At 74.3% G+C, this 24935-nt stretch carries 23 protein-coding genes and 1 riboswitch; of the genes, 7 read left to right on the forward strand and 16 right to left on the reverse strand.

Annotated elements, in window-relative coordinates; genetic code table 11:
• Nucleotides 1–60 precede the first annotated feature (60 nt).
• Nucleotides 61–1263 (reverse strand): aminotransferase-like domain-containing protein, encoded by a 1203-nt coding sequence (locus HLA93_RS01410; RefSeq protein WP_222192428.1) that lies wholly within the window; start codon nucleotides 1261–1263, stop codon nucleotides 61–63.
• A gap of 109 nt (nucleotides 1264–1372) precedes the next feature.
• Entirely contained in the window at nucleotides 1373–1939 is a 567-nt protein-coding gene (locus HLA93_RS20615) for a GNAT family N-acetyltransferase (RefSeq protein WP_222192429.1), read from the reverse strand.
• A gap of 227 nt (nucleotides 1940–2166) precedes the next feature.
• Here HLA93_RS20615 and HLA93_RS01420 point away from each other — a divergent pair, with 227 nt between their 5' ends.
• Together HLA93_RS01420 and HLA93_RS01425 are read left to right on the forward strand one after the other, a co-directional pair.
• A complete protein-coding gene (locus HLA93_RS01420) occupies nucleotides 2167–3945 on the forward strand; it encodes a DEAD/DEAH box helicase (RefSeq protein WP_222192430.1) in 1779 nt (592 codons plus the stop codon).
• Between the two features lie 198 nt (nucleotides 3946–4143).
• A complete protein-coding gene (locus tag HLA93_RS01425; protein WP_222192431.1) occupies nucleotides 4144–4497 on the forward strand; it encodes a PspC domain-containing protein in 354 nt (117 codons plus the stop codon).
• Between the two features lie 60 nt (nucleotides 4498–4557).
• Here the strand turns inward: HLA93_RS01425 and HLA93_RS21340 are convergent, their stop codons facing one another.
• From HLA93_RS21340 to HLA93_RS01445, 5 genes are all read right to left on the reverse strand, one after another.
• The gene (locus HLA93_RS21340) at nucleotides 4558–7575 is read right to left on the reverse strand and encodes a helix-turn-helix transcriptional regulator (RefSeq protein ID WP_308127885.1); all 3018 of its coding nucleotides are present in this window, start codon (nucleotides 7573–7575) and stop codon (nucleotides 4558–4560) included.
• A 9-nt stretch (nucleotides 7576–7584) separates the two neighbouring features.
• The gene (locus tag HLA93_RS21345; RefSeq protein WP_281424991.1) at nucleotides 7585–7710 is read right to left on the reverse strand and encodes a hypothetical protein; all 126 of its coding nucleotides are present in this window, start codon (nucleotides 7708–7710) and stop codon (nucleotides 7585–7587) included.
• 126 nt (nucleotides 7711–7836) lie between these two features.
• Nucleotides 7837–9135, reverse strand: coding sequence for an MFS transporter (locus HLA93_RS01435; RefSeq protein WP_222192432.1), 1299 nt, complete (start codon nucleotides 9133–9135; stop codon nucleotides 7837–7839).
• 80 nt (nucleotides 9136–9215) lie between these two features.
• Nucleotides 9216–9746, reverse strand: a complete 531-nt coding sequence (locus tag HLA93_RS01440) for a DUF7282 domain-containing protein (RefSeq protein ID WP_222192433.1) — start codon at nucleotides 9744–9746, stop codon at nucleotides 9216–9218.
• A 49-nt stretch (nucleotides 9747–9795) separates the two neighbouring features.
• Nucleotides 9796–10335 (reverse strand): DUF7282 domain-containing protein, encoded by a 540-nt coding sequence (locus HLA93_RS01445; protein WP_222192434.1) that lies wholly within the window; start codon nucleotides 10333–10335, stop codon nucleotides 9796–9798.
• Between the two features lie 158 nt (nucleotides 10336–10493).
• On the opposite strand from HLA93_RS01445, the gene HLA93_RS01450 reads away from it, so the two are divergent.
• Nucleotides 10494–11918, forward strand: coding sequence for a glucose-6-phosphate dehydrogenase (locus HLA93_RS01450; protein WP_308127886.1), 1425 nt, complete (start codon nucleotides 10494–10496; stop codon nucleotides 11916–11918).
• 249 nt (nucleotides 11919–12167) lie between these two features.
• Here HLA93_RS01450 and HLA93_RS01455 read toward each other — a convergent pair whose 3' ends face one another.
• Nucleotides 12168–12893, reverse strand: a complete 726-nt coding sequence (locus tag HLA93_RS01455) for a phospholipid scramblase-related protein (RefSeq protein WP_222192435.1) — start codon at nucleotides 12891–12893, stop codon at nucleotides 12168–12170.
• Between the two features lie 50 nt (nucleotides 12894–12943).
• Here HLA93_RS01455 and HLA93_RS01460 point away from each other — a divergent pair, with 50 nt between their 5' ends.
• Nucleotides 12944–13570, forward strand: coding sequence for an HD domain-containing protein (locus HLA93_RS01460; RefSeq protein ID WP_222192436.1), 627 nt, complete (start codon nucleotides 12944–12946; stop codon nucleotides 13568–13570).
• On the opposite strand, the gene HLA93_RS01465 is transcribed toward HLA93_RS01460, so the two are convergent.
• A complete protein-coding gene (locus HLA93_RS01465) occupies nucleotides 13542–13817 on the reverse strand; it encodes a DUF4031 domain-containing protein (protein ID WP_222192437.1) in 276 nt (91 codons plus the stop codon). The genes HLA93_RS01460 and HLA93_RS01465 overlap by 29 nt on opposite strands.
• 31 nt (nucleotides 13818–13848) lie before the next feature.
• Here HLA93_RS01465 and HLA93_RS01470 point away from each other — a divergent pair, with 31 nt between their 5' ends.
• Nucleotides 13849–14844, forward strand: coding sequence for a Gfo/Idh/MocA family protein (locus tag HLA93_RS01470; protein WP_222192438.1), 996 nt, complete (start codon nucleotides 13849–13851; stop codon nucleotides 14842–14844).
• On the opposite strand, the gene HLA93_RS01475 is transcribed toward HLA93_RS01470, so the two are convergent.
• Entirely contained in the window at nucleotides 14802–15641 is an 840-nt protein-coding gene (locus HLA93_RS01475) for a DUF72 domain-containing protein (protein WP_222192439.1), read from the reverse strand. The two genes, HLA93_RS01470 and HLA93_RS01475, sit on opposite strands and share 43 nt — an antisense overlap.
• A 24-nt stretch (nucleotides 15642–15665) precedes the next feature.
• On the opposite strand from HLA93_RS01475, the gene HLA93_RS01480 reads away from it, so the two are divergent.
• The gene (locus tag HLA93_RS01480; protein WP_222192440.1) at nucleotides 15666–16055 is read left to right on the forward strand and encodes a VOC family protein; all 390 of its coding nucleotides are present in this window, start codon (nucleotides 15666–15668) and stop codon (nucleotides 16053–16055) included.
• Nucleotides 16056–16215: 160 nt separating this feature from the next.
• Here HLA93_RS01480 and groL read toward each other — a convergent pair whose 3' ends face one another.
• From groL to thrC, 3 genes are all read right to left on the reverse strand, one after another.
• Nucleotides 16216–17847, reverse strand: coding sequence for a chaperonin GroEL (gene groL / locus HLA93_RS01485; protein WP_222192441.1), 1632 nt, complete (start codon nucleotides 17845–17847; stop codon nucleotides 16216–16218).
• 294 nt (nucleotides 17848–18141) lie between these two features.
• The gene (locus tag HLA93_RS01490) at nucleotides 18142–18342 is read right to left on the reverse strand and encodes a cold-shock protein (protein WP_222192442.1); all 201 of its coding nucleotides are present in this window, start codon (nucleotides 18340–18342) and stop codon (nucleotides 18142–18144) included.
• 221 nt (nucleotides 18343–18563) lie between these two features.
• Nucleotides 18564–19865, reverse strand: coding sequence for a threonine synthase (gene thrC, locus HLA93_RS01495; protein ID WP_222192443.1), 1302 nt, complete (start codon nucleotides 19863–19865; stop codon nucleotides 18564–18566).
• Between the two features lie 12 nt (nucleotides 19866–19877).
• Nucleotides 19878–20006: riboswitch (SAM riboswitch) on the reverse strand.
• 59 nt (nucleotides 20007–20065) lie between these two features.
• Here thrC and HLA93_RS01500 point away from each other — a divergent pair.
• Nucleotides 20066–20890 carry an HAD family hydrolase gene (locus HLA93_RS01500; RefSeq protein WP_222192444.1) on the forward strand — a complete coding sequence of 275 codons (825 nt, stop codon included), beginning with the start codon at nucleotides 20066–20068 and terminating at the stop codon, nucleotides 20888–20890.
• Between the two features lie 55 nt (nucleotides 20891–20945).
• Here the strand turns inward: HLA93_RS01500 and HLA93_RS01505 are convergent, their stop codons facing one another.
• The 3 genes from HLA93_RS01505 to HLA93_RS01515 are packed head-to-tail and all read right to left on the reverse strand — an operon-like array spanning nucleotide 20946 to nucleotide 24918.
• On the reverse strand, nucleotides 20946–21122 hold the full coding sequence (locus HLA93_RS01505) for a hypothetical protein (RefSeq protein WP_222192445.1): 177 nt from the start codon (nucleotides 21120–21122) through the stop codon (nucleotides 20946–20948).
• A 23-nt stretch (nucleotides 21123–21145) separates the two neighbouring features.
• Complete coding sequence (locus HLA93_RS01510; protein ID WP_246625479.1) at nucleotides 21146–22048, reverse strand: ABC transporter permease; 903 nt, start codon at nucleotides 22046–22048, stop codon at nucleotides 21146–21148.
• Nucleotides 22045–24918, reverse strand: coding sequence for an alpha/beta fold hydrolase (locus HLA93_RS01515; protein ID WP_222192446.1), 2874 nt, complete (start codon nucleotides 24916–24918; stop codon nucleotides 22045–22047). Before HLA93_RS01515 ends, HLA93_RS01510 begins: the two co-directional genes overlap by 4 nt.
• Nucleotides 24919–24935: the final 17 nt, after the last annotated feature.

Here is a 24935-nt window from a genome sequence, read left to right on the forward strand (position 1 = left end):
CAGCGCGGGCCGGACCCGGGGCGGCCATGTTGGCCAACATGGCCGCCCCGGGGTGCGCCGTCAGGCGCGGAGGGCGGCGCCCAGGCGGGCCATGCCCTCGGCGATGCGCTCGGGGGTGTGGGTGGTGAACGACAGCCGCAGGGTCGACCGGTCCGGCGTCCCGGCGTAGAACGCGGCGCCGGGCACGAAGGCGACGTCAGCGGCCAGCGCCCGGTGCAGCAGCTCGGCGGTGTCGACGTCCCCGGGCAACCGCGCCCAGACGAACATGCCGCCGTCCGGCTCGGTCCAGGTGCTGCCCGCCGGCAGCGTCGTCGGCAGCGCGGCCACCATCGCGTCGCGGCGCTGCCGGTAGGCCCGCCGCAGCGTGCGGAGGTGGGTCTCCACGTCGGCCGCTGCGAACCAGGCGGCCGCGGCGGCCTGGTCGATCGTGGAGGTGTGCAGGTCGGCGGCCTGCTTGGCGACCGTCAGCGCCGGCAGCAGCCGGGACGGCGCCCGCAGCCAGCCTAGCCGCAGCCCCGGGGCCGCGATCTTGGAGAAGCTGCCCAGGTGGACGACGTGCTCGTCCGCCCCTGACTGCGCGGCCAGCGGCGCGACGTCGGTGCCGCGGTAGCGCAGCTCCGCGTACGGGTCGTCCTCCACCAGCCAGACACCGTGCCGGCCGGTCAGCTCGACCACCTCGGCGCGCCGGTGCTCGGGCATCGTGCGCCCGGTCGGGTTGGCGAAGGTGGGCACCAGGTAGACCAGCGCCGGGCTCTCCCGCCGGATCGCCTCGTCCAGCGCCGCCGGGTCGACGCCGTGCTCGTCGGTGGCGACCGGGACGACGCGGGCGCCGGCCAGCTGGAAGCACTGCAGCGCGGCCAGGTAGGTCGGGTCCTCGACCAGGACGACGGCGCCCGGGTCGAGGAGCGCGGTGGCGACGAGGGTCAGGCCCTGCTGCGAGCCGGTGGTGACCAGCAGGTCGTCGACCGAGCTGTGCATCCCGCGGGCGGTCATCCGGCCGGCCACCCGCGCCCGCAGCTGCCGGTCGCCCTCGGTGGGGGCGTACTGCAGCGCGTGCCGGGCACGCGGGCCCCACAGCACGCTGTCGTAGGCGGCCCGGACGCCGTCCAGGTCGAACAGCTCGGGGGCCGGCAGGCCGCCGGCGAAGGAGATGACGCCCGGCCGGTCGAGCAGGGCGAGCAGCTCACGGACCGGCGAGCTGGCGACCCCGGAGAGCCGCTGGGCGAGCTGGGGCAGGGACGGGGACAGCACCGACGAGGACACGGGAGGACTCCAGGAGGCAGCACGGTGGATGAGGCGGCGCCGGGCAGCGGGGGGTGTCCCGCTGGTGGCCGGGCCGATCGGGCCTCCTGGTCGAGGGGCCGGGGCCAGCTTACGACGCGGCGGGCGAGCCCGTCAGGGACAGGGTCATGAGCAGCTCGTCCCGCCGGTCGCCGGGGCCGATCTGCAGGGCGCCGGGCCAGCAGCCGGTCACCTGCCAGCCGAACCGGGCGTAGAACCGCTCGTAGCCGGTGCCGCCCCGGACCTCCAGCCGCAGCAGCTCCAGTCCGAGGTCGTCCCGGGCGGCGCGGGCCACCTCGGTCATCAGGGCCCGGCCCACGCCGCTGCCCCGCGCGGGCAACGCCGTCATCACCCGGGTCACCCGGCCCCAGTGCGCGCGCACCGGGTCGGCGTTGCCGGTGAGCAGCAGCCAGCCGGCCAGGTCGCCGTCCCGGCGGACGACGAGCAGCCGGCCCAGCCCGGCGCCGAGCGTGGCGATCGCGTCGTCGAGCACCGGCCGGACGACGTCGTCGGTGACCGGCAGCTGCTGGGCGAAGCCGACCGCTCCCCCGCCGTTGGCGACGTCCCGCCAGCACGCGGTGAGCTCGGCCCGCACCTCCTCCGACACCGCTCCCGGTGAGGTCAGCCAGGACAGGGACAGGTCGGCTCCGTCGGTCACGCCGGGAGTCTGTCAACGCGCCGCGGGGCGGTTGGGGACGGCGGGGCCGGGGAGGGTGACGGGACGGTCCGGTCCGGGACATGACGAGCGCCACACCCTGCGTCGTGTCGAGTCATGTGCGCAGGTCAGCGGCGTGCCGACAGCCGCCATACGTCGCGCCCGGAGACGCGCGCGGGAGGTGGGTGGTTGGGCGTGTTGCCCGGCCGCCGTCCAGAATGACTCCCGACATGGCGACTGCAACACAGGCGGCGGCCCGGGCCCCGCAGACGACCAGCCGACCACTCCGGGCCTGGCAGCAGGCGGCCCTCGGCAAGTACGAGGAGGAGTCCCCGAAGGACTTCCTGGTCACCGCGACCCCGGGCGCCGGGAAGACCACCTTCGCCCTGACCCTGGCCGCGCGGCTGCTGTCCCGCCGCGAGGTCGCGCGGGTGATCGTCGTCTGCCCGACCGACCACCTGCGCATGCAGTGGGCCGACGCGGCCGACGCGATGGGCATCGTGCTCGACCCCAACCTGACCAACGCCGTCGGCCCGGTGCGCGCCGGCACCCAGGGCTACGTGACCACCTACGCACAGGTGGCCGGCAAGCCGATGCTGCACGCCGCCCGCGCCACCACCGTCAAGACGCTGGTGATCCTGGACGAGGTGCACCACGCCGGCGACGGGCTCTCCTGGGGCGAGGCGGTCGAGGAGGCCTACGGCCGCGCCGCCCGCCGGCTGTGCCTGACCGGGACGCCGTTCCGCACCAAGGCCGACGAGCGCATCCCGTTCGTGCGGTACGTGGAGGACGGCTTCGAGGGCCAGGGCGGCCTGATGTCGATGGCCGACTTCACCTACGGGTACAAGGAGGCGCTGGCCGACAACGTCGTCCGGCCCGTCGTGTTCGCCGCCTACACCGGCACCTCGCGGTGGCGGAACTCCGCCGGCGAGGTCGTCGCCGCCTCGCTGTCGGAGGCCGGCACCCGCTCGGTGGAGATGCAGGCGTGGCGCACCGCACTGGACCCCAAGGGCCAGTGGGTGCCGCACGTGATCGCCGCGATGGACGACCGGATCACCCACCTCCGCGAGGAGGGCGGCATGCCCGACGCCGCCGGGCTGGTGCTGGCCAGCGACCAGGACGACGCCCGCGAGTACGCCAAGATCGTGCGCCGGGTGACCGGGAAGGCGCCGGAGCTGATCCTCTCCGACGACCCCAAGGCGTCGAAGAAGATCGAGAAGTTCAACAAGGGCGGCGCCCGGATCGCAGTCTGCGTGCGGATGGTCTCCGAGGGCGTCGACGTGCCGCGTGCCGCCGTCCTGGCCTGGATGACCTCCTACCGGACGCCGCTGTTCTTCGCCCAGGCCGTCGGCCGCGTCGTGCGTGCCCGGGCGCCGCACGAGTCGGCGACCGTGTTCCTCCCCGCGGTGCGTCCGCTCCTGTCGCTGGCCGCCTCGATGGAGGAGCAGCGCAACCACGTCATGCCGCCGCCGAAGAGCCAGCCCGACGAGGAGCTGGAGGCCCTCGACCTGCCCCCGCGCGAGCCGCGCGAGGGCGAGATGAAGCAGTGGGAGGCGCTGGAGGCCGACGCCCGGTTCGCCCACGTCCTGTCCAGCGGGACGGCGCACACCGGTGAGGGCTCCCCCGCGGTGGTGCCGCTGGAGGCCGAGGCCGAAGACTTCCTGGGCATCCCCGGGCTGCTCACGCCCGCGCAGACCGCCGAGCTGCTGGCCAAGCGGGACGACGAGCTGCGCGCCCGGATCGCCGCCTCGCACCGCAACGGGGACGACGACGGCTTCATGGTCGTCGAGGACCACCCGGAGGAAGAGGAGGCCGGCCGCTCCTGGCGCGACGCCACCGACCTGCGCCGGGAGATCAACCGGCTGGTGAACCGGATCGCGGCGAAGACCTCGACGCCGCAGGCCGTGGTGCACACCCAGCTGCGCCAGTCGGTGCCCGGCCCGCCCTCGGCGTCCGCCTCGGTCGACGTCCTCCGCGCCCGCCGGGAACGCCTCCGCACCATGCTCTGAGGCCTCCTCCGGGCGGCGAGTGCCGCCGCCCTCACCGAGTGACAGCTGAGCGGGGCTCCCGGGGCCGGGTGAGCCCGATCAGCTGTCACTTGATGCTCGCCTCCGGGGCGCGCCCCGCCGACCCTGAGCTGTAGGACCAGGGTCGGATCCGGGGGTTCCCCGATGCCGGCGGGACCCCGCCGGGCGCAGGCTCGTGTCATGACCGAGACGGTGCACACCCAGACCCCGCAGACCGAGACCCCGCAGCTCCAGGCGCCGCCGGCCGGGACGCCGCACGACACCTCCGGGCGTCCGCCGCTGCAGCGCGACCGCACCGACCTGCTGGTCGGGGGCGTCGCCGCCGGGCTGGCCCGGCACACCGGGATCGACGCGCTGCTGTGGCGGCTCGGGTTCGTCGCGCTGGTCTTCGCCGGCGGGGCCGGGTTCTTCCTCTACCTGGCGCTGTGGCTGCTGATGCCGACCGCGCCCGCCCGGCCGGACGACCGCACGACCCTGCTCGACGGCTGGGTCGAGCGGCTCCGTGCCCCCTTCACCCGCAGGCGGGCGGGCTGACCCGTCGATCCTCGGCGGACGGTCGGCGGGCCGGCCGCTGATCGACCGCAGGGACGCCGGTCAGCCGAGGAGCCCGCGGGCGGCGGCGAGGGCCACGGCCTCGGCGCGGCTCGCGGCACCGAGCTTGGCCAGGATGTTGCTGACGTGCACGCTGGCCGTCTTCTCGCTGATGAACAGCTCGGCGCCGATCTGCCGGTTGGTGCGCCCCTGGGCGACCAGCGCCAGCACCTCGGCCTCCCGCGGGGTGAAGACGGTGCTGGTCGTCGTCAGCACTCCGGGCAGTTCCAGCCGCGCCCGGCGGGCCAGCGCCTCGACCGCCGTCCGCAGCGGCACCGCCCCCAGCCGCACCGCCACCTCGTGCGCGGCTCGCAGCTCATCGGCCGCCCCGCGTCGGTCGTCACCGGCCAGCAGCGCCTCGGCCAGCCGGAACCGGGAACGGGCCTGCTCGTAGACGTGCCCCAGGCCGCCGAACTCCTCGACCGCCCGCCGCCACGGCTCCAGTGCGTCCTCGCCGTCCACCCGCGCCAGCTCCGCCGCCAGCCGGGTCGCCCAGGCGCGCCCTTCGATCCCCACCGGGTACGGCGTCCGGGCCGCTGACCGGCCGATCTCGGCCAGCTCCGCCGCCTCCGCCACCCAGCGGTCCACGGCCTCGTCATCCCCTCCCCGCCGGGCGGCGACCGCCGCGTCGCCGACCGCCGCCAGCGCGGTCGCGACCAGCCGCAGCGAGGCGAGCCGTTCGTCGCCCCACAGCTCGCGCAGCCGGCGGTCGGCCCACCGGGCCCGCTCCGCCGCCGTCGCGGCGTCGCCGGCCTGGCCGGCCAGCTCGATCTCCGCGGCGACCGTGGCCAGCATCAGCAGCACGTGGTTGTCCCAGCGGGCGGCCGGCCCCTGCGCCCATTCCAGCCGCTCGGCCGCCCGGGGGTCACCGCGGCCGACCAGCACCAGCAGCCCGTCGGCGCGCACGTGTGCGGCCATGTCGGGGACCCGGGCCAGCGCGTCGGCGGCGGCCAGGCTCCCGTCCCAGTCACCGAGGACGTAGCGGGCCAGCACCTCCAGGTGCCGCAGCTCGGCGCCGTAGAACGACCAGTCGACCCCCAGCGCCCGCGCCCGGGCCAGCCCCGCCGCCGCGTGGTCCAGCGCCTCGGCCATGTCACCGGCGTCGTGGGCGGTGACCGCCTGGCTGAACCACACCCGCATCTCGACGTCGGCGTCCCCGGACCGCTGCGCCCGCGCCCGCGCCTCGGCGAACCGCGCTCGCACCGCTGCCCGGTCACCGACGCCCGACCCGCGGACCAGCGAGACGGCGGTGTCGGCCCACGCACTGTCCAGCCCGAGGGCGTCGGCCGCCGCCAGCGCCTCCTCCGCCGCCGCATCGGCCTCGGCCACCAGCCCCATGCTGTAGCTGGTGCGGGCATGGGTGGCCGCCGCCCAGGTGCGCACCACCGAGGGCGGCTGGGCCGGCACCAGCTCCATCGCCGCAGCGCTCTCCCGGTGCGCCTCGGCCGCCTCCTCGATCCGGCCGAGGACCTGGGCCGCCGTGTAGTGCACCCGCGCCCGCGCCTCGGGGTCACCGTCGGCGCCCAGCAGCTCCTGGGCCGACCGCAGCAGCGCCACGGCCCGGTGCAGGTCTCCGACCGCACGGGCCGCCGCGGCCGTGTCCAGCAGGACCGCCCACTGCTGCCGTCCGGCCCGTCCGGCCGCGTCGGGCACCGCCGCCCAGAGGCTGAGCACCGCCTCCAGGTGCTGCAGCTGCTCGGCCGGTGCACCGACCCGGCGGGCGGCGTCCGCCGCCTCCAGCGACGCGCTCAGCGCGCCGGGCAGGTCGTTGCTCTCCCGCAGGTGGTGGGCCCGCTCCGCCGCCGTCCCCGCTCCTGGCTCGGCCGCCAGCTGGGCCGCGATGGCGGCGTGCAGCCGGACCCGCTCACCGGGCAGCAGGTCGGCGAGCACCGCCTCACGCAGCAGCGCGTGCCGGAAGCGGTAACGGCCACCCTCGGAGACGACCAGCAGGTGGTGGTGCACCGCCTCGGCCAGCGCCTGCTCCAGCGCACCGTCGGCCTGCCCGCTCACCGCCGCCACCAGCTCGTGCCGCACCCGGCGCCCGGCGACCGCCGCGACACGCAGCACCTGCTGGGCGGCCGGGCTCACCTGCTCGACCCGGGCCAGCAGGACGTCGGAGAGCCCGCCGGGGAGCACCTCGCCGGCCAGCCCCGCGGCGACCAGCTCCTCGGCGTAGAAGGCGTTGCCCTCGGCGCGGGCGACGACGTCCTCGATCGTGGCGGCCGCGGCCCCGCCGGACTCGGCGGCCAGCCGACGGACCAACTGCTCCACCTCGGCGTCCGGCAGCGGGTCCAGCTGCAGCCGCTCGACGCCGGGGAGCCGGACCAGCTCGGCCAGCAGCGGCCGCAGCGGGTGCCGGCGGTGCAGGTCGTCGGCGCGGTAGGAGGCGACGACGGTGACCGGCTCGTCGACGTGCCGGTCGACCAGCCGGGCCAGCAGGTAGCGCAGCAGGTCGCGGCTGGACCGGTCGGCCCAGTGCAGGTCCTCGAGCACCACGAGCAGCGGCTGCTGGGCAGCCAGCTCGCCCAGCAGGGCGGCGACCGACTCGAACAGCTGGAGGCGGCCGTCGTCGTCCGGCGGGCGCAGCCCGGACCCCGGCAGCGCCCGGCCGAGGTCGGCAGCGGCGCTCTCCGGCACCGCCGCACCGGGCCGGCCGGTCAGCGGGCCGGTGAGGACCGGGTGGCCGGACAGCACCTCCGCCAGCGCCGGGTCGGCGGCCACCGGGCGCAGCAGGTCGACGAAGGGCAGGTAGGGCAGGCCGACGTCACCCAGGTCGACGCAGTGCCCGGTGAGCACGCGCGCCCCGCGGGCGGTGGCCTGGCGGGCCAGCTCGTCGAGCAGCCGGGTCTTGCCGACCCCGGCGTCGCCGGAGACCAGCACCGCCGACGGACGGCCCTGCCCCGCCCGGTCGACGGCCGCCATCAGCCGGGCCAGTTCGTCGGCCCGGCCGATGAGCGGTGCGTCCTCCCAGCGCGGCACGGCGCCGATCGTGGCAGAGACCACCGACAGCAGCTCCGGCACGCGGCGTGCTCAGTGCGCCCGCCGGCGGCCCAGCCACGAGCCCCGGCGGCTCCCCTCGCGCCGCGACGCCGCCCGGATCAGCTCCTGCCGGTAGGCCAGCTCTGCTTCCAGCGCCGGGTTCGGGTACTGCCTCATGACCGTCTCCTCGTGTCGTGCGATCGGGACGAGGAGGACGTTCGTCCTGAGGGGGTGGCCGGCGCATCGGCCGACCACGCAGTCGTGCGCCCCTCAGGGAGGACCGGCGGTCTGAGGCCCCTCAGCTCAGCGCAGTTCGGTGCCCTTGGTCTCGCGGAGGGTGAGGATCGCGCAGAAGGCGATCACCGCCGCCACCGCGACGTACCAGAAGAACCACAGCGGGTGCCCGGCCTCGGACAGCGCGGTGATCACCAGGGGCGCCGTCCCGCCGAAGACGGCGACGGTGAGGTTGTACCAGGCACCGATGCCGGTGGCCCGCAGCTCGGTGGGGAACAGCTCGCTCATCACCGCCGGGGCGATCGAGGCCAGCAGCGCGTAGAGCACCAGGCCGGTGCTGAACACGACGATCAGCGAGCCCAGGTTGTCGCGCACCAGGAACGACAGCGGCACGATCAGCAGGGCGATCCCGGCCGCCCACACCAGCATCTGGGGCTTGCGGCCGAACCGGTCCGACAGGGCGCCGAACGGGTAGCAGCAGGCCACGAACAGCGCCGTCCCGATGGACAGCGCGACGAAGACGTCGCTGGCGTCGGCGTCCCGGAAGTTGATCGCGAACGGCGTCAGCGCACTGAAGAACGTGTAGTAGGACAGCGTCGACAGCATGGTGAACGCGCAGAGCTGGAGCACCGCCCGCGGGTGCTCGCGCACGGTCAGCCACAGCGGGTTCTTCACCGCCCGGGCCTTGGCCGCGTTCTCCTCGAACTGGTCGGTCTCCGACAGCGAGCGGCGCAGCCACAGCCCGACGAAGCCCAGCAGCCCGCCGATGGCGAAGGCGATCCGCCAGCCGTAGGACTCCAGCTGGTCGTCGTCGAGCACGTTGGTCAGCAGCACGCCCAGCAGCGAGGCGGCCAGCAGCGCGGTGCCGGTGGAGATGTAGAAGAAGGCCGAGTACCGGCCGCGCCGGGCCGGCGGGGCGATCTCGGCGAGGTAGGCAGAGGCGTTGGAGACCTCCCCGCCCAGCGACATGCCCTGGGCGATGCGGGCCAGCAGCAGCAGGACCGGCGCCAGCCAGCCCACCGCCTCGTAGGTGGGCAGCACCGCGATGACCAGCGAGCCGCCGGCCATCAGCAGGATCGTCAGCAGCATGCCGGCCTTGCGCCCGCGCAGGTCGGCGAACCGGCCGAGCAGCCAGCCGCCCAGCGGCCGGAAGAAGAACGCCAGCGCGTAGGTCGACGTCGCGCCGATCAGCGCCAGCGCCTCGTTCTCGCTCGGGAAGAACTGGGTGGAGAAGTAGACGACGAAGGTGGCGTAGACCGTCCAGTCGAACCACTCGACCGCGTTGCCGATGCTGGCCGAGACCAGCGTCCGGACCGGCAGCCGGTGCCGCTCGGCGGTCCCGGTGACCTGTTCTGTCGTGCCGGCCATGGGGCTGCCCTCCGTCGGTGCCGCGGCGTCCGGCTCACCGTAGTGAGCCGGCTCACCTCCGGCATCTCGACCGGCGGAGCTCAGCGGACGTCGTAGTCGGCGTCCTCCGACACGTCGCCGTCGTCGTCCCCCTCGTCGCCGGACTCGGGCACCTGCTGGTCGATCTCCGGGTCGAAGGTCCCGCTGTCGTCGGTGTCGCCGTAGAGGGTGGCCTCGAGGTCGGTGTCCTCGGTCAGCACCGGCGACAGCGGCACCCGGACGTCGGTGGACTCCCCGGCCGGCAGCGCGACGGCGCCCACCAGCAGGTCGTCCGAGGCGTCGTCCCCGTCGTCCGCGGTGACCACCACGAAACCGGCCACCGGCAGGACGACCCGGGCCACGACCGCGGAGTCACCGGCGCCGGACTGGTCCTCGAACTCCACGTCGGCGACGTCCCCGGAGGCCGCTGCGCTGCCGGTCGCGGTCGCCGACGAGCTGGCCGCGGAGTCGTCACTGGCGAACGTGGTGCCCACGGCGGGGGCCGGGTCGCCCTCCTCCTCGCCGCCTCCGCAGGCGGAGAGCGCGAGGACGGCGGTGGCGGCGAGCGGGACGACGGCGCGCAGACGGTTCACGCTCCGGCCATGCCCCGGATCGCCCGGAGCGGAACCACCGGCGTCCGGGTCAGCCGAGGGTGTACCGGGCGTCGTCCTGCACCGGGTCGGACAGCTCGGAGACGTCGTCGCCGGCGTCCCCGCCGTCGATCGGCGCGGGCACCACCTCGTCGGCCTCGGGGTCGAAGGAGCCGTCCCGGTCGGAGTCCGCCCAGAGCGTCGCCACCAGGTCGGTGTCGGCCCCCAGCGGCTGGTCGAGGGAGACCTCGACGTCGCTCGACGTCCCGACCTGGACGTCGGCCCAGCCGAGCACCACGTCGTCGGCGCCGTCAGCGGTCAGCACGACGAAGCCGCCCTCCGGCGCGGAGACGGTGTCCACGACGACGGTGCTGCCGTCGCCGGACTGGTCCTCGAACTCGAGGTCGGCCTGCTGCCCGCTGCCGGCCTCGCCGCCCGGCAGCGCCGTCGTCTGCCCGGCCGTGGCCGGGGAGGACGGCGACACGTCGTCGCCGTCGGCGACGGGGGCGCCGTCCCCGGACCCGCAGGCGGACAGCAGCACGACCACCGCAGCGGTCGGGACGGCGAGCAGGGCACGATGGTGTCGGGTCACACCGGGACTGCTGCCCGGGTGTCCGCGGTTCCACACACAAGTGACCTCGACGACGAGGCGAGCTCCACGGGTCGTCCACCCCACCGGCGTGGTGACCAGCCGCTGGGGTCAGACGAACCACTGGACGGCGCCCTGCCGCGCCCACCGAGAGGAGCCCCGTGTCCGACACCGGGACGACGAACGACCTGACGCCCACCGTGTTCGTGCTGTACGGCGCAACCGGCGACCTGGCCCGGCGGATGGTCCTGCCGGCCTTCTTCCAGCTCGCCCAGCACGGCCTGCTGCCCGACGAGTGGCGACTCATCGGCAGCGGCCGCGGCGAGCGCACCGACGAGGAGTTCGTCGAGCACGTGCGCGGCGCGCTGGAGGAGTTCGGGCCCGCACCCGACGACGGGCCGTGGGAGGAGTTCCGCACCCGGCTGCGCTTCGCCGGCGGCGGCTTCACCGCCGACGACCCCGGCCAGCTGCTGGACGTCGTCGGGAAGGCCCGCGCCGAGGTCGGCGAGGACGCCCAGCTGGTGCACTACCTGTCGCTGCCGCCCAAGGCGTTCACCGGCTACACCGAGGCGCTCGGCGCCCACGGGCTGGCCGAGGGCTCGCGGGTGGTCTACGAGAAGCCCTTCGGCGACTCCCCCGACGGCTTCCGTGAGCTCGACGGCGTCGTGCACTCGGTGTTCGACGAGGAGCAGGTCTTCCGCATCGACCACTTCCTGGGCAAGGAGGGCACCCAGGACCTGCACGTGCTGCGCTTCGCCAACGGGCTGTTCGAGCACATCTGGAGCCGCGAGCACGTCGCCCAGGTGCAGATCGACGTCCCCGAGGACCTCGACGTCGCCGACCGGGCGGACTTCTACGACGCCACCGGCGCGACGCTGGACATGCTGGTCACCCACCTGTTCCAGGTGGCCGCCGAGGTCGCGATGGAGCCGCCGGTGAGCTTCTCCGCCGACGACATCCTCTCCGCCCGTGAGTCGGTGCTGAAGAACTTCCGCCCGCTGGCCCCCGAGGACGTCGTGCTGGGCCAGTTCGACGGCTACCGCGAGCTGGACGGCGTCCCGGACGACAGCGACACCGACACGTTCGTGGCCGCCCGGCTGTTCATCGACTCCGGCCGGTGGCGGGGCGTGCCCTTCCTGCTGCGCACCGGCAAGCGGATGGCGGCCAAGCAGCAGCGGGTGAGCCTGGTGCTGCACCGCCCGAAGGGCCCGGTGAACGAGGTGCCGGCGAACGGCAACGTCATCTCGCTGTCGCTGGCCGGCGCCGGCGCGGTCGACATCGACGTGATGGCCAAGCGCCCGGGCCCGGACCTGGCGATGGCCCCGGCCCGGGTGTCCCTGGACCTGTCCAAGATCCCCGGCGGCGTCCCGCTGCCGCCCTACGTCTCGCTGATCCACGACGTGCTGGTCGGTGACCGCTCGCTGTTCACCACCAGCGAGGGCCTGGCCCAGACCTGGCGGGCGCTGCAGCCGGTGCTCGACGACCGGCCCGAGGTGCAGCCCTACGCGCCCGGGTCGTGGGGCCCGGCCGCGGCCAACGAGCTGGCCGGCGAGCACGGCTGGCTGCTCGGCCAGACCGAGGACTGAGCCAGCAGACCCCTGAACGCAGGACGGCCCCTCTCCGAGCAGGAGAGGGGCCGTTCTGCGTGGTGGGTCCGGACCGAGCGCTGGTCGCCTCGCGGCGGTTTGCACATCTGGGGCTCCAGACCCCCGACCGAGGTCGGAGCGGTGTTCCCCAGCGGCAGTTATCTAGTGGAGCCCGGGGACACAGGTCGCCCGGCCCGGACGTCGTCCACCGTACCCGCGCTCCCCCGCCGGACACACGTGGCGGGGAACTCAGTTGAGGCCACGCTGGTCCTGCTTCAGCGCGGTGTCCACGGTCAGCGCGGCGGCCAGCACCAGACCGGCCAGCGGCTCCTCCAGCCGGCGGTGCACCTGGACGGCGTACCGGTCCGCGGTGGTGAACAGCGTCCGGGCCAGGCCCTCCCAGCGCTTGGTGATCCGGGCGACCTCCACCCCACCGGCGTCGGTGACCGCGAAGTCCCAGGCCCGCCAGTTCTCCGCCTGGATCGCGCCCACCAGCTGACCGCCGACCACCAGGTCGAAGCGGATCCGACCGAGGACGTTGGCCTGCGCGATCTCCCCCACCGGCCGGCCGTCGGGCCCGCTCACCTGCACCCGGGAGCGCAGCAGCTTCGCCGGCCGGGTCAGCACGAGGACCACGCCCGTCGGGTCCCGGACCTCCAGCCGGTGGGTGAGGAACTGGTCGTACCGGGAGACGAACCGGAACGCCTTGCGCAGCGCGCTCTGCCCGACCTGGACGACGGCGCCGATCTGCTGCCCGTGCCCGTCGAACACCGCGTACTCGTTGGTGAGCTCGACCAGCTTGGTCTTCTGCTCGACCACCAGCACCGGCTGCTCCAGGAGCACCGACCGCGGCCCGCCGTACGTCTGCGGCGGCTGCTGCACGTGTGCGGTCCAGTCCTGCCCGTCCCACCAGCGGACGCCGGGCCCGCCGGCCGGGTCGGGATACCAGCCGGGCGGCGGGGGTGGCTGCGTCACGCGCTGACGGTAGCCATGACCGTTCGCCCAGCCGTGCCAGACTCCCGCGCATGAGCGGCGTCGGCTTCGAGGACTGGGCGGCACTGGCCGGGGACTCCGAGACCTCGCGCACCGAGTGGGCCGCCCTGGTGGGCGCCTGGTCCGAGCCGCACCGCCGCTACCACGACCTCGCGCACCTGGCCGCCGTCCTGAGCATCGTCGACCAGCTGGCCGGCCACGCGAGCGACCCCGTCGCCGTCCGGCTGGCCGCCTGGTACCACGACGTCGCCTACGACCCGGAGCGCAGCGACAACGAGGAGGTCAGCGCGGCCCGCGCCCGGATCGGGCTGCTGGGGCTGGTCTCCCCCGACACCGTCGCCGAGGTCGAGCGGCTGGTGCTGCTCACCGCCGGGCACGACCCGGAGCCGGACGACGCCAACGGCGCGGTGCTGTGCGACGCCGACCTGGCGGTGCTGGCCAGCCCACCGGCGGCCTACGCCGGCTACGCCTCCGCGGTGCGCGCCGAGTACGGCCACCTCTCGGACGCCGACTTCACCGCCGGGCGGATCGCGGTGCTTGAGCAGTTGCTGGCCCTGCCGGCGCTGTTCCGGGTGCCGGCGGCGGCCGAGCGGTGGACCGAGCCGGCCCGGGCCAACCTGACCGCCGAGCTCACCCTGCTGAGCGCGCGCTCTTCCTGATCCGCAGCCCGGCGGCGAGCAGCCGCTGGAGCAGCTCCCGGCTGCCCACCGGCTCCGCGCCGGCGGCCACCGCCCGGGCGTAGAGCTCCTCCGGGACGTCGTAGTGGTCGCCCTGGAACGCCCGGCGCGGGATGTCCAGCTGCTGCTGGGCGAAGTCGTGCAGCTCGTCGTAGTCGGTGTCGCTGACCAGGTGCGACCAGCGCCGCCCCCGCCACGGCCAGACGGGGGTGTCGATGAGCAGTGCCACCGGGACAGTCTGCCCCGGCTACGGTCAGGGCGTGACTGAGGAGATCCGCTGGGGAGTCGTCGGGCCGGGCCGCATCGCGGAGAAGGTGGTCGAGGACTTCGCCGTCGTCGACGGTGCCCGGGCGGTCGCCGTCGCGTCCCGGTCGCTGGACCGCGCGCGGGACTTCGCCAGCCGGCACGGCATCGAGCGCGCGCACGGGTCCTACGCCGAGATCCTGGCCGACCCGGACGTCGACGTGCTGTACGTGGCGACCCCGCACCCGCAGCACCACGCCGTCGCGCTCGGGGCGATCGAGGCGGGCAAGGCGCTGCTGGTGGAGAAGGCGTTCACCGCCACGGTCGCCGGCGCGCGCGAGGTCGTCGAGCGGAGCCGGGCCACGGACGTCTTCGTGATGGAGGCGATGTGGACCCGGTTCCAGCCGGCCGTCGTCAGGCTGCGGGAGCTGATCGCCGACGGCGCGATCGGCGAGGTCCGCTCGGTGCAGGCCGATCTGGGCGTGCAGCGCGACTTCGACCCTGCCGACCGGCTGTTCGCGCGTGAGCTCGGCGGCGGCGCCCTGCTCGACCTGGGCGTCTACGTGGTCTCCTTCGCCCAGATGCTGCTCGGCGACCCGGACGTCGTCACCGCCACCGGCTCGCGGTTCGAGACCGGCGTGGACGCCGAGGCCTCGCTGCTGCTGGGGTACGCCGACGGCCGCTCGGCGACGCTGATGACCTCGCTGCGCAACGCGCTGCCCGGCCAGGCCCGGGTGTTCGGCACGGCGGGCTGGATCGACGTGCTCCCCCGCTTCCACCACCCGCAGACGATCGTGCTGCACCGCGCAGGGGCGGACGCCGAGGAGATCACCCTCCCGCAGCTGGGCGGCGGTTACTCGCACGAGCTGATCGAGGTCACCGAGTGCCTGCGCGCCGGCCGCACCGAGAGCACGGTGATGCCGCTGGCCGACACCCTGGCCGTGCAGTCGGTGCTGGAGCAGGCCGCCGGTCAGCTGGGCGTGACGTTCGCCGAGGACCCCGCCGTCCTCTGACGGGACCTCGGCGGCGGCTTGGGCGGCCAGGCCTCTCCGCTGGCCTGGGCCATCGTGGGCACCCGGGTGTGCGTGCCCCCGGCGGCCCGGACGGCGTCGGCGAGGGTGACCGCGTCCCGGGTGGCTGCACCGCCGGGGTCGTTGTTCAGGTACACGAGCACGTCGTCGTCGCCGTAGGTCTCCCGCAGGCGCTGCGCCCACAGCTGGAGCGTCTCCGGGTGGTAGTCCCAGCCGTCGCGGCCGGTGTGCAGCCGCAGGTACCCCCACTCGGCGGTGCGCCACAGCGGCGCGACCGGCTGCTCGGCGCGGTCGGCCCAGCACAGCGCCGCCTGGTAGCGCTCCAGCAGGGCCCGCACCTCGTCGGTCCACCAGCTCTCGTGCCGGGGCTCGACGGCCACCCGCGTGCCGGCCGGGAACTGGCCGAGGCACTCGTTGAGCAGGCCGACGTCGGCCTGCAGGGTGGGTGGCAGCTGCAGCAGGACGACGTCCAGCCGGTCGCCCAGGCCGGCGACCCGGTCCATCAGCCGGGCCACCGGCTCGGCCGGGTCGCGCAGCCGCTTGAGGTGGGTGAGGAACCGGGACGCCTTGACCGCCCACCGGTAGTCCGGCGGGGTGCGCTCACGCCAGCGCTCGAAGGTCTGTCGTTCGGGCAGCCGGTAGAAGGCGTTGTTGCTCTCCACGGTGGCGAAGTGCTCGGCGTGGTGCTCCAGCCACAGCCGCTGGGGCAGCGCCGGCGGGTAGAAGCGCCCGCGCCAGTCGCGGTACTGCCAGCCCGACGTCCCGATGATCACCGTCACCCCGGCCGCCTACCCTGCTCGGCCATGACCGACTCCCCCGCCCGGTTCCTGGACCTGTGCCTGGACGCCGTGGACCACCAGGCCCTGGCCGACTGGTGGTGCGCCGCGATGGGCTACACCCGGCACGCACCGGCCGGTGGCGACCTCGCCGGCCCGGTGTTGATCGTCGACCCCAGCGGTGCCGGCCCGCGGATCTGGGTGAACCCGGTGCCCGAGCCGAAGACGGTCAAGAACCGCGTGCACCACGACGTCGTCGGCGACACCGCCGCCCTGCTGGCCCTGGGCGCCACCCTGCTGCGCGCCCGGGACGACGTCGACGCCGCCGACCACGCCACCGGGCTGATCAGCTGGGACGTGCTCGCCGACCCCGAGGGCAACGAGTTCTGCGTCTTCACCCCGGACGACGACGGGTGATCACCTCGGGTGCACCGGTGCCTCGACCTCACTCAGGCACCGGTGCACCCGAGGTGACCCCCGCCCCTGGAACGCCGACAGGGGCGGCCCCGCGAGTGCGGGACCGCCCCTGCCGGGCAGTGCTGGTGGTGCAGTGCTCAGCGAGCGCCGAGCGGTGGACTCAGAAGTCCATGCCGCCCATGCCGCCGCCCTCGCCGCCGCCCATGGGCGGGCCGTTCTTCTCCGGCTTGTCGGCGATGACGGCCTCGGTGGTGAGGAAGAGCGCCGCGATGGAGGCGGCGTTCTGCAGCGCCGAGCGGGTGACCTTGGCCGGGTCGATGATGCCGGCCGCGACCAGGTCCACGTACTCGCCGGTGGCGGCGTTGAGGCCCCAGCCGGTGTCGGAGTTGCGGACCTTCTCCGCCACGACGCCGCCCTCGAGGCCGGCGTTGACGGCGATCTGCTTCAGCGGGGCCTCGAGCGCGACGCGCACGATGTTGGCACCGGTGGCCTCGTCACCCTCGAGGTCGAGCTTCTCGAACGCGACGGTGGTGGCCTGCGCCAGGGCGACGCCACCACCGGCGACGATGCCCTCCTCGACGGCGGCCTTGGCGTTGCGCACCGCGTCCTCGATGCGGTGCTTGCGCTCCTTGAGCTCGACCTCGGTCGCGGCGCCGGCCTTGATGACGGCGACGCCACCGGCCAGCTTGGCCAGGCGCTCCTGCAGCTTCTCGCGGTCGTAGTCGGAGTCCGACTTCTCGATCTCGGCGCGGATCTGGTTGACGCGACCCTGGATCTGGTCGGCGTCACCGGCGCCCTCGATGATGGTCGTCTCGTCCTTGGTGGTGACGAACTTGCGCGCCCGGCCCAGCAGGGACAGGTCGGCGTTCTCCAGCTTGAGGCCGACCTCCTCGCTGATGACCTGACCACCGGTGAGGATGGCGATGTCGGCGAGCATGGCCTTGCGGCGGTCACCGAAGCCGGGGGCCTTGACGGCGACCGACTTGAAGGTGCCACGGATCTTGTTGACCACCAGGGTCGCGAGGGCCTCGCCCTCGACGTCCTCGGCGATGATGGCCAGCGGCTTGCCCGACTGCATGACCTTCTCCAGCAGCGGGAGCAGGTCCTTGACCGAGGAGATCTTGCTGTTGACGACCAGGATGTACGGGTCGTCGAGCACGGTCTCCATGCGGTCGGTGTCGGTGACGAAGTAGGCCGACAGGTGACCCTTGTCGAAGCGCATGCCCTCGGTGAGCTCGAGCTCGAGGCCGAAGGTGTTGCTCTCCTCGACGGTGATGACACCTTCCTTGCCGACCTTGTCCATCGCCTCGGCGATGAGCTCGCCGATGGCCGGGTCCGCGGCGGAGATCGAGGCGGTGGCCGCGATCTGCTCCTTGGTCTCGACGTCCTTGGCGGTGGTCAGCAGGTACTCGGAGACCGAGGCGACGGCCTTCTCGATGCCCTTCTTGAGGGCCATCGGGTTGGCGCCGGCGGCGACGTTGCGCAGCCCCTCGCGGACGAGGGCCTGCGCGAGCACGGTGGCGGTGGTGGTGCCGTCACCCGCGACGTCGTCGGTCTTCTTGGCGACCTCCTTGACGAGCTCGGCCCCGATCTTCTCCCAGGGGTCCTCGAGCTCGATCTCCTTGGCGATGGAGACACCGTCGTTGGTGATGGTGGGGGCGCCCCACTTCTTCTCCAGCACGACGTTCCGGCCACGGGGGCCGAGGGTCACCTTGACGGCGTCGGCGAGGGTGTTCATCCCTCGCTCGAGGCCGCGGCGCGCCTCTTCGTTGAACGCGATCATCTTGGCCATGTGGTGATGTCCTCCGAGCGTGGATCGCTGCACGGCCGGCTCCGGCGCCCGCGACGGACGGCACTGGTGGCGTGGACGCTCCTGCGGCCCACGTCCCGGTGCCTCACCGTTCCGACCTGGTTGGCACTCGACAGGCGTGAGTGCCAAGAAGGAGTCTGGCACTCGGCCTGTGCGAGTGCAAGAACGGGGGGTGGTCGCGGACTGTTCCCGCTGGCCGGAGGCGTGCCGACCCCGCCACGCACCGAGGCCCGGCCCCGATGGGGGCCGGGCCTCGGTGTCGGACGATCGAACCGATCAGGCGCTCTGCACGGCGTCGGCCTGCGGCCCCTTCTCGCCCTGGACGACCTCGAAGCTGACCCGCTGGCCCTCGTCGAGGCTCTTGTACCCGTCCATCTGGATGGCCGAGTAGTGGACGAAGACGTCCTGCCCGCCGTCCACGGCGATGAAGCCGAAGCCCTTCTCGGCGTTGAACCACTTCACGGTGCCCTGTGCCACGTGTGCTCCCACGTTCAGTGCGTGCGGACGACCCCCTGCATCCGGGAGCCGGGTCTCGCCCTTCCGCCCGCCGAACACGAACGTGGAACTGAAACCGCGCGGAACGGTACAGGAACGGGGTGTTCTTGGTCACTGCTCCCCGCGCAGGTCACCCGCCCGTGTGTTAAAGGACCCCGTCCCCCTCACCCTCGCGAGCTCGGGGCGAGCCTCCGGACGGGGCCTCAGGCGATGAGGCCGGCCTCGCGGAGCGACTTCAGCGACGGCTGCACGTGGTGGGAGGGGCCGACCACCGGCAGCAGCGGGTCGAGGGTCTTGAGGCCCTCGCCGGTGTTGAGCACCACGACCTCCTGGGTCGGGTCGATCAGCCCCTTCTCCACCAGCTGCCGCAGCACCGCGGTGGTCACGCCGCCGGCGGTCTCGGCGAACACCCCGGTGGTGCGGGCCAGGTCGCGGATGCCGGCCACGATCTCGTCGTCCCCGACCCGGCCGACCGAGCCACCGGTGCGCCGGATGGCGTCCAGCGCGTACGGGCCGTCGGCGGGGTTGCCGATGTTCAGCGACTTGGCGATCCCGGTGGGCTTGACCGGCTTGACGACGTCCCAGCCGTTGTCGAAGGCGGTGGCGATCGGGTCGCAGCCTGCGGACTGCGCGCCGAAGACCTTCCAGCCGGTGTCGGCGACGATGCCGGCGGCGACCAGCTCCCGCCAGGCCTTGTCGACCTTGGTGAGCAGCGACCCCGACGCCATCGGGATGACCACCTGGGCCGGGATCCGCCAGCCCAGCTGCTCGGCGATCTCGTAGCCCATCGTCTTGGAGCCCTCGGCGTAGTAGGGCCGGACGTTCTGGTTGACGAAGGCGGTGTCCTCGAACTCGTCGGTCTCGGCGAGCTCGCTGGTCAGCCGGTTGACGTCGTCGTAGGAGCCGTCGACGGCGACCAGTGCCTGCCCGTAGACCGCGGACTGGGTGATCTTGCCCGGCTCCAGGTCGCTGGGCACGAACACGAAGGAGGGCAGGCCCATCCGGGCGGCGTGCGCGGCCACGGAGTTGGCCAGGTTGCCGGTCGAGGCGCAGGCGATCTTGGCGTAGCCGAAGCTCTTCGCCGCGGTGGCCGCCAGGCTGACCACCCGGTCCTTGAACGAGTGCGTGGGGTTGGCCGAGTCGTCCTTGACCCACAGCCCGCCGGTCAGGCCCAGCTCGGCGGCCAGCCGGTCGGCGCGCACCAGCGGCGTCATGCCCGGGTCGAGGGTGACCCGGTCCGCGGGGTCCTGCCCCACGGGCAGCAGGGCGACGTAGCGCCAGATGTTCTGCGGGCCCGCCTCGATCTGCTCGCGGGTCACCGCCCGCATGAGGTCCTTGTCGTAGTCGACCTCGAGCGGGCCGAAGCACTCGGCACAGGCGTGCTCGGCGATCAGGCCGAAGGTGGCGCCGCAGTTGCGACAGACCAGGCCCTTGGCGGGGTTCGGGGGGACGGGGCCACCGGCGTGGACGTCTGCCTGGGCGGAACCGGGAGCGGTCAGGGTCATTCGACGACTACCTCCTCATCTTCCCCGCACCGGGCCGTCGAGCCGTGCGGGACGGAATTGGCACCTCCCGCTGCGCATGTGCACAGACGGCGGTTGCCGGGGCTTCATCGGGCCGTGTCCCTCTGCCCCTCTGGATGAGTGGAACGTCACCGACTCTACCCGGAGCCGCCCCGCCCGCCGGGCACCGACAGGATGGGCCAGTGGCCACCCGCATCGTCTACACCGACCTCGACGGCACGATGGTCGGTCCGCGCGGCTCGTTCTGGCACACCGCCGACCGCGTGCCGACCGCCTCCCCCGCCGGCGCGCTCCTGGAGCTGCACCGGGCCGGCGTGCCGCTGGTGCTGGTCAGCGGCCGCACCCACGCCCAGCTGCTGGAGGCGGGGCGGATCTTCGCCGCCGACGGCGCGATCGCCGAGCTGGGCTCGCTGGTCAGCTGGGCCGGCGGCCGGGAGACCCACCTGCTGACCGGCGACCTGCCCGAGCAGTACGCCGGCCGGACGCCGATGGACGTGCTGGCCGAGCTCGGCGTGGTGGACGAGCTGATCGCCGCCCACCCGGGGCGGATCGAGTGGCACGAGCCCTGGCACGCCACCCACTCCGCCGACGCGCTGCTGCGGGGCCGGGTGGACGCCGCTGCCGTCGACCGCTGGCTGGCCGAACGCGGCTGGGGCTGGCTGACCATGAACGACAACGGCGCGGTGCCGGCCACCCCGCGCATGACGCTGGACGCCGAGGCCCTGCCGCCGCACGTCTACCACCTGATGCCCCGCGGGATCTCCAAGGGCGAGGCGATCCGCTGGGACCTCGCCCGCCGCGGGCTGAGCCCCGAGGACGCGGTGGCCGTCGGCGACAGCGTCAGCGACCTGGAGATGGCCCCGGCGGTCGGCCGGCTGTGGGTCACCGCCAACGGCGCGGCCGTGGCCGGGATGGCCGACCGGATCGCCGCCGTCCCGAACGCCACGGTCACCGACGCCCCGATGGGCGAGGGCTGGGCCCAGGCGGTGCTGGCCTCGCTCTGCTGAAGGACCCCGTCCCCCTCACCCCTCGCGAGCTCGGGGCGACCCTCCGGACGGGGCCTCAGCTGGTCCGGTGCCCCCGCGTACGGGCGCGCCGGGCCACCAGCACGCCGACGAGGACCGCGACCCCGACCATGACCGCCAGCTCCACGCTGCCGATGACGCCGAGCAGCGGCGCCAGGAGGAGCAGCACGACGAAGCTGGCGATCCCTGCCACGAGCCCGCGGAGTCCGGTCATGCGGGGACGCTACCGCCGGCAGGTCAGCTGGTGACGTCCTTGCGGGCGAAGTGCCGGACGGCGAGCGCGGTGAAGACGGCGGAGTAGACCAGCCCCTGGACGACGCCGCGGAACAGGTCACCGGAGTCGACCGGGGTCTGCAGCAGGTCGGTCCAGGCGTAGTTGAACGCCGTGGGGAACCAGTCGCGCACCCCACCCAGCTGCTCGACCTGCTCCAGCACCGCGAACACCACGGTGGTGAACACCGCCCCGCCGACCGCGGCCAGCGGTGCGTCGGTGACGGTGGACAGCCAGAACGCCAGCGCGCCCACCACGAGCAGGTGGACGGCGAGGTAGCCGACCATCCCGGCCAGCCGCACCAGCGCCGTCCCCTGGTCCAGCGCCAGGCCGACCGGCGTCTGTACGTCACCGAAGCCGAAGGCGATGCCGCCGGCGACGACCGAGACGGCGACCAGCAGCACCATCGCGCCGACCGACAGCAGGAACGCGGCCAGCCACTTCTGCCGCAGCAGCCGGGCCCGCGGGACGGGGGTGGCCAGCGCGTAGCGCAGCGACCCCCACGAGGCTTCGCTGGCCACGGTGTCGCCGAAGAACAGCGCGAAGACGACCACCAGGAAGAAGCCGGTGGTGGCGAAGAGGGTGAACAGGGTGAGGTTCAGCCCGCTCGCCGAGGCGACGTCGACCAGGTTGACCCGGCTGTTCTCCTCGGCCTCCTCTGTGCCGCCCAGCTGCAGCGCACCGATCAGGATCAGCGGCAGCGCGGCCATCAGCACGAACACGCCGATGGTCCGGCGGCGCTTGAACTGCCGGCGCAGCTCGACGCCCAGCCGCAGCGTCCGCTCCGGCCGGTACCCGGCCGCCGCCCCCGTCCCAGCTCCGGCCATGTCGGCGAACATGGCCGGGTCGTCGGTCGGTCGTGCGGTCATGACTCCCCCACCAGTGACAGGAACGCGTCCTCCAGCCGGCGGCGCGGGGTGAGCTGGTCGACACCGATCCCGGCCTCGACCAGTGCGGCCACCGCGGCGGCCCGGCCGGTCTGGCCGAGGTCGACGACCAGGCCCTCCGCCGTCCGCTCGACCTCGCCGACGCCGGGCAGCCCGGCGAGCACGGCGACCGCCCGGTCGGTGTCGGCGGGGTCGGCCAGGCCGATGAGCACCGCACCCCCGGTGCCCACGATCTCCTCGACCGTGCCCTGGACGATCTTCTGCCCCTTGGCCATGACGACGACGTGGCTGCAGGTCTGCTCGATCTCGCTGAGCAGGTGGCTCGAGACGATCACCGTGCGGCCGGTGGCCGCATAGGAGCGCAGCACGTCGCGCATGGCGTGGATCTGCGGCGGGTCCAGCCCGTTGGTCGGCTCGTCGAGCACCAGCAGGTCGGGCAGGCCGAGCATCGCCTGGGCGATCGCCACCCGCTGCCGCATGCCCTGGCTGTAGCTGCGCACCGGCTTGTCCAGCGCTGCGCCCAGGCCGGCGACCTCGATCGCCTCGTCCATGTGCGCGTCGGCCGGCGGACGGCCGGTGGCAGCCCAGTAGAGGGTCAGGTTGTCCCGGCCGGACAGGTGCGGCTGCAGCCCCGTGCCCTCGACGAAGGAGCCGAGCCGGGACAGCACCGGGGCGCCGGGGCCGGCGGCGTGCCCGAAGACCTCGATCCGCCCCTCGGTCGGCCGGATCAGGCCCATCAGCATCCGCAGGGACGTCGTCTTGCCCGCGCCGTTGGGCCCGAGCAGGCCCAGCACCTGGCCGCGGCGCACCTCGAAGGAGAGGTCCCGGACGGCGACGAAGCCGTCGGAGTAGGCCTTGGTGACCCCCTCGAACCGCAGCGGCACGTCCTCGCCGTCGGGCGCGGACTGCGACACCCGCCGGCGGCGGCGCCGGCCGAGGAGGACCGTGGCCAGCCAGGCCAGCAGGGCCAGGCCCGCCAGCACGCCCAGCAGCACCCACCACCGGCCCGACCCGGCGGTCGCCTGGACCTCACCGGCGACCTGCGGGACGGCGAGCGTCGTCCCCTCCGCGAGCCCCACGGTCGACACCGCGGAGGCCGTGGGCAGGGCGTAGGCCTGGTCGGTGGAGGAGACCAGCACGCGCATGGTGTGGCCGACCTCGAACCGGTGCACGATCGCCGGCAGGGTCACCGGGACCTCGGTCGGCTCCGCGGACAGATCGGTCAGCGCGAGCGGGGCGACCAGGCCGCTGGGCAGCGTCATCGTGCCGTCCGGGGCGACGTCGTAGAGCTTGGCGAACATCGTCGCCGTCCCGGCCGGTGCGGCGACCGTCAGCGTGACGGTGGGGGCGCCGACCACGTCGACGGCCTGGGTGAGCGCGGCACTGTCGAAGGCGGCGAACTGGCCGGGGATCTCCAGTGTGCTGCCGCCCAGCGCCGCCGACACCGCGCCCAGGCCGGGCACGGTCGACAGCGCGGCGGGGCTGCCACCGGCCGGGGTGACCACCGGCTGGGTGCCGCCGCCGAGCTCGATCTCCCGCTGCTCGACCGCAGCCGCGCCCTCGATCCCCGGGTACTCGGCCGCGGAGACCGTCTGCGAGCCGCCCTGGGCGCTGAGCCCCCCGGCCAGGCCGGTGGGTGCCGGGTAGCGGAAGCCGCCCGCGGCGCCGGACCCGTCTCGCAGGTGCCGGTCGAACCAGCCGGCGACCTCGTCGCGCAGCTCGGCGGTGACCCGGTCGGAGGCGGAGCTGTCGTGCCCGCCGGAGTACCAGACCACCCGCACGTCGGTGCCGTTGGCGGCGATCCCCCGCGCGTTGGCGTCGGCCTCGCCCAGCCCGAACAGCGAGTCCTGGGTGCCCTGCACCAGCAGGGTGGGGGCGGTGATCCGGTCGAGCACCCCGGCCGGGCTGCTCCGGTCCAGGACGGCGGCGACCTCGGGGGTCAGCGTGCCGGTCGAGGCGGCCGACTCGTAGGCCGCGCAGATGTCGGCCCGGAAGCGGCCGCAGGTGAGCGCCTGCACCGCGGCCGGGTCGACGCCGTCCGCCGGGGCAGCGCCGTCCGCCGGGGCAGCGCCGTCTGCCGTCGCGTCGTCCGCCGTGCCGTTGCCGGTCAGGCCGCCGAGCAGCCCGCCGTCGCCGGGCACCGAGCCGGTGCCGAAGAACAAGCCGGCCCAGGTGCGCTTGAACACCCCGGCGTCCTCGGTGCGCGGGACGGCGGCCGGGGTGCCGGCGTCGGCCGCGATCCCGGTCTGGTCGGGGAAGAAGGCGGTGGTCAGCGAGTTCCAGGTGATCTGCGGGGCGATCGCGTCGACCCGCTCGTCGTAGCCCGCGGCCAGCAGCGACAGCGCGCCGCCGTAGGAAGCGCCGGCGACCCCGGCCCGCGGGTCACCAGGACCGTCGAGCAGCACGTCGTCCCGCTCGGCCAGGACGTCGAGCAGCGTGCTGACGTCGGCGACCTCGTACCGCGGGTCGTCGAGCCCGATCTGGCCGGTGCTGGCCCCGAACCCGCGCGCCGACCAGGCGAGCACGACGTAGCCGCGGCCGGCCAGGTCCCGCGCGTCCGTGGCGACGGACTCCTTGCTGCCCCCGAACCCGTGGGCGAGCAGCAGGGCCGGCGCCGGCTCCGCGGCCGTGGCCGAGGCGGGCAGGTACAGCGTGGTGTCCAGTTCGACCGCGTCCGCGCCCGTGCCGGAGGGGACGGTCGCCTCCGTGGTGGTGACCTCCTCGGCGGCCTGCGCGGGCAGGGCGGTGCCGACGAGGACCGGGACGGCGAGCAGGGGGGCGAGCAGGGCGGCGGGGAGCAGCCGGGCGCCGGAGCGCGGGCCGATCCGCGCCGGCCCGGGGGCGGTGCGCACGGAGGCGGCAACGGACG

Origin of the sequence: Modestobacter italicus (assembly GCF_019799965.1) — a bacterium.
GTDB classification, from domain to species: Bacteria; Actinomycetota; Actinomycetes; order Mycobacteriales; family Geodermatophilaceae; genus Modestobacter; species Modestobacter italicus_A.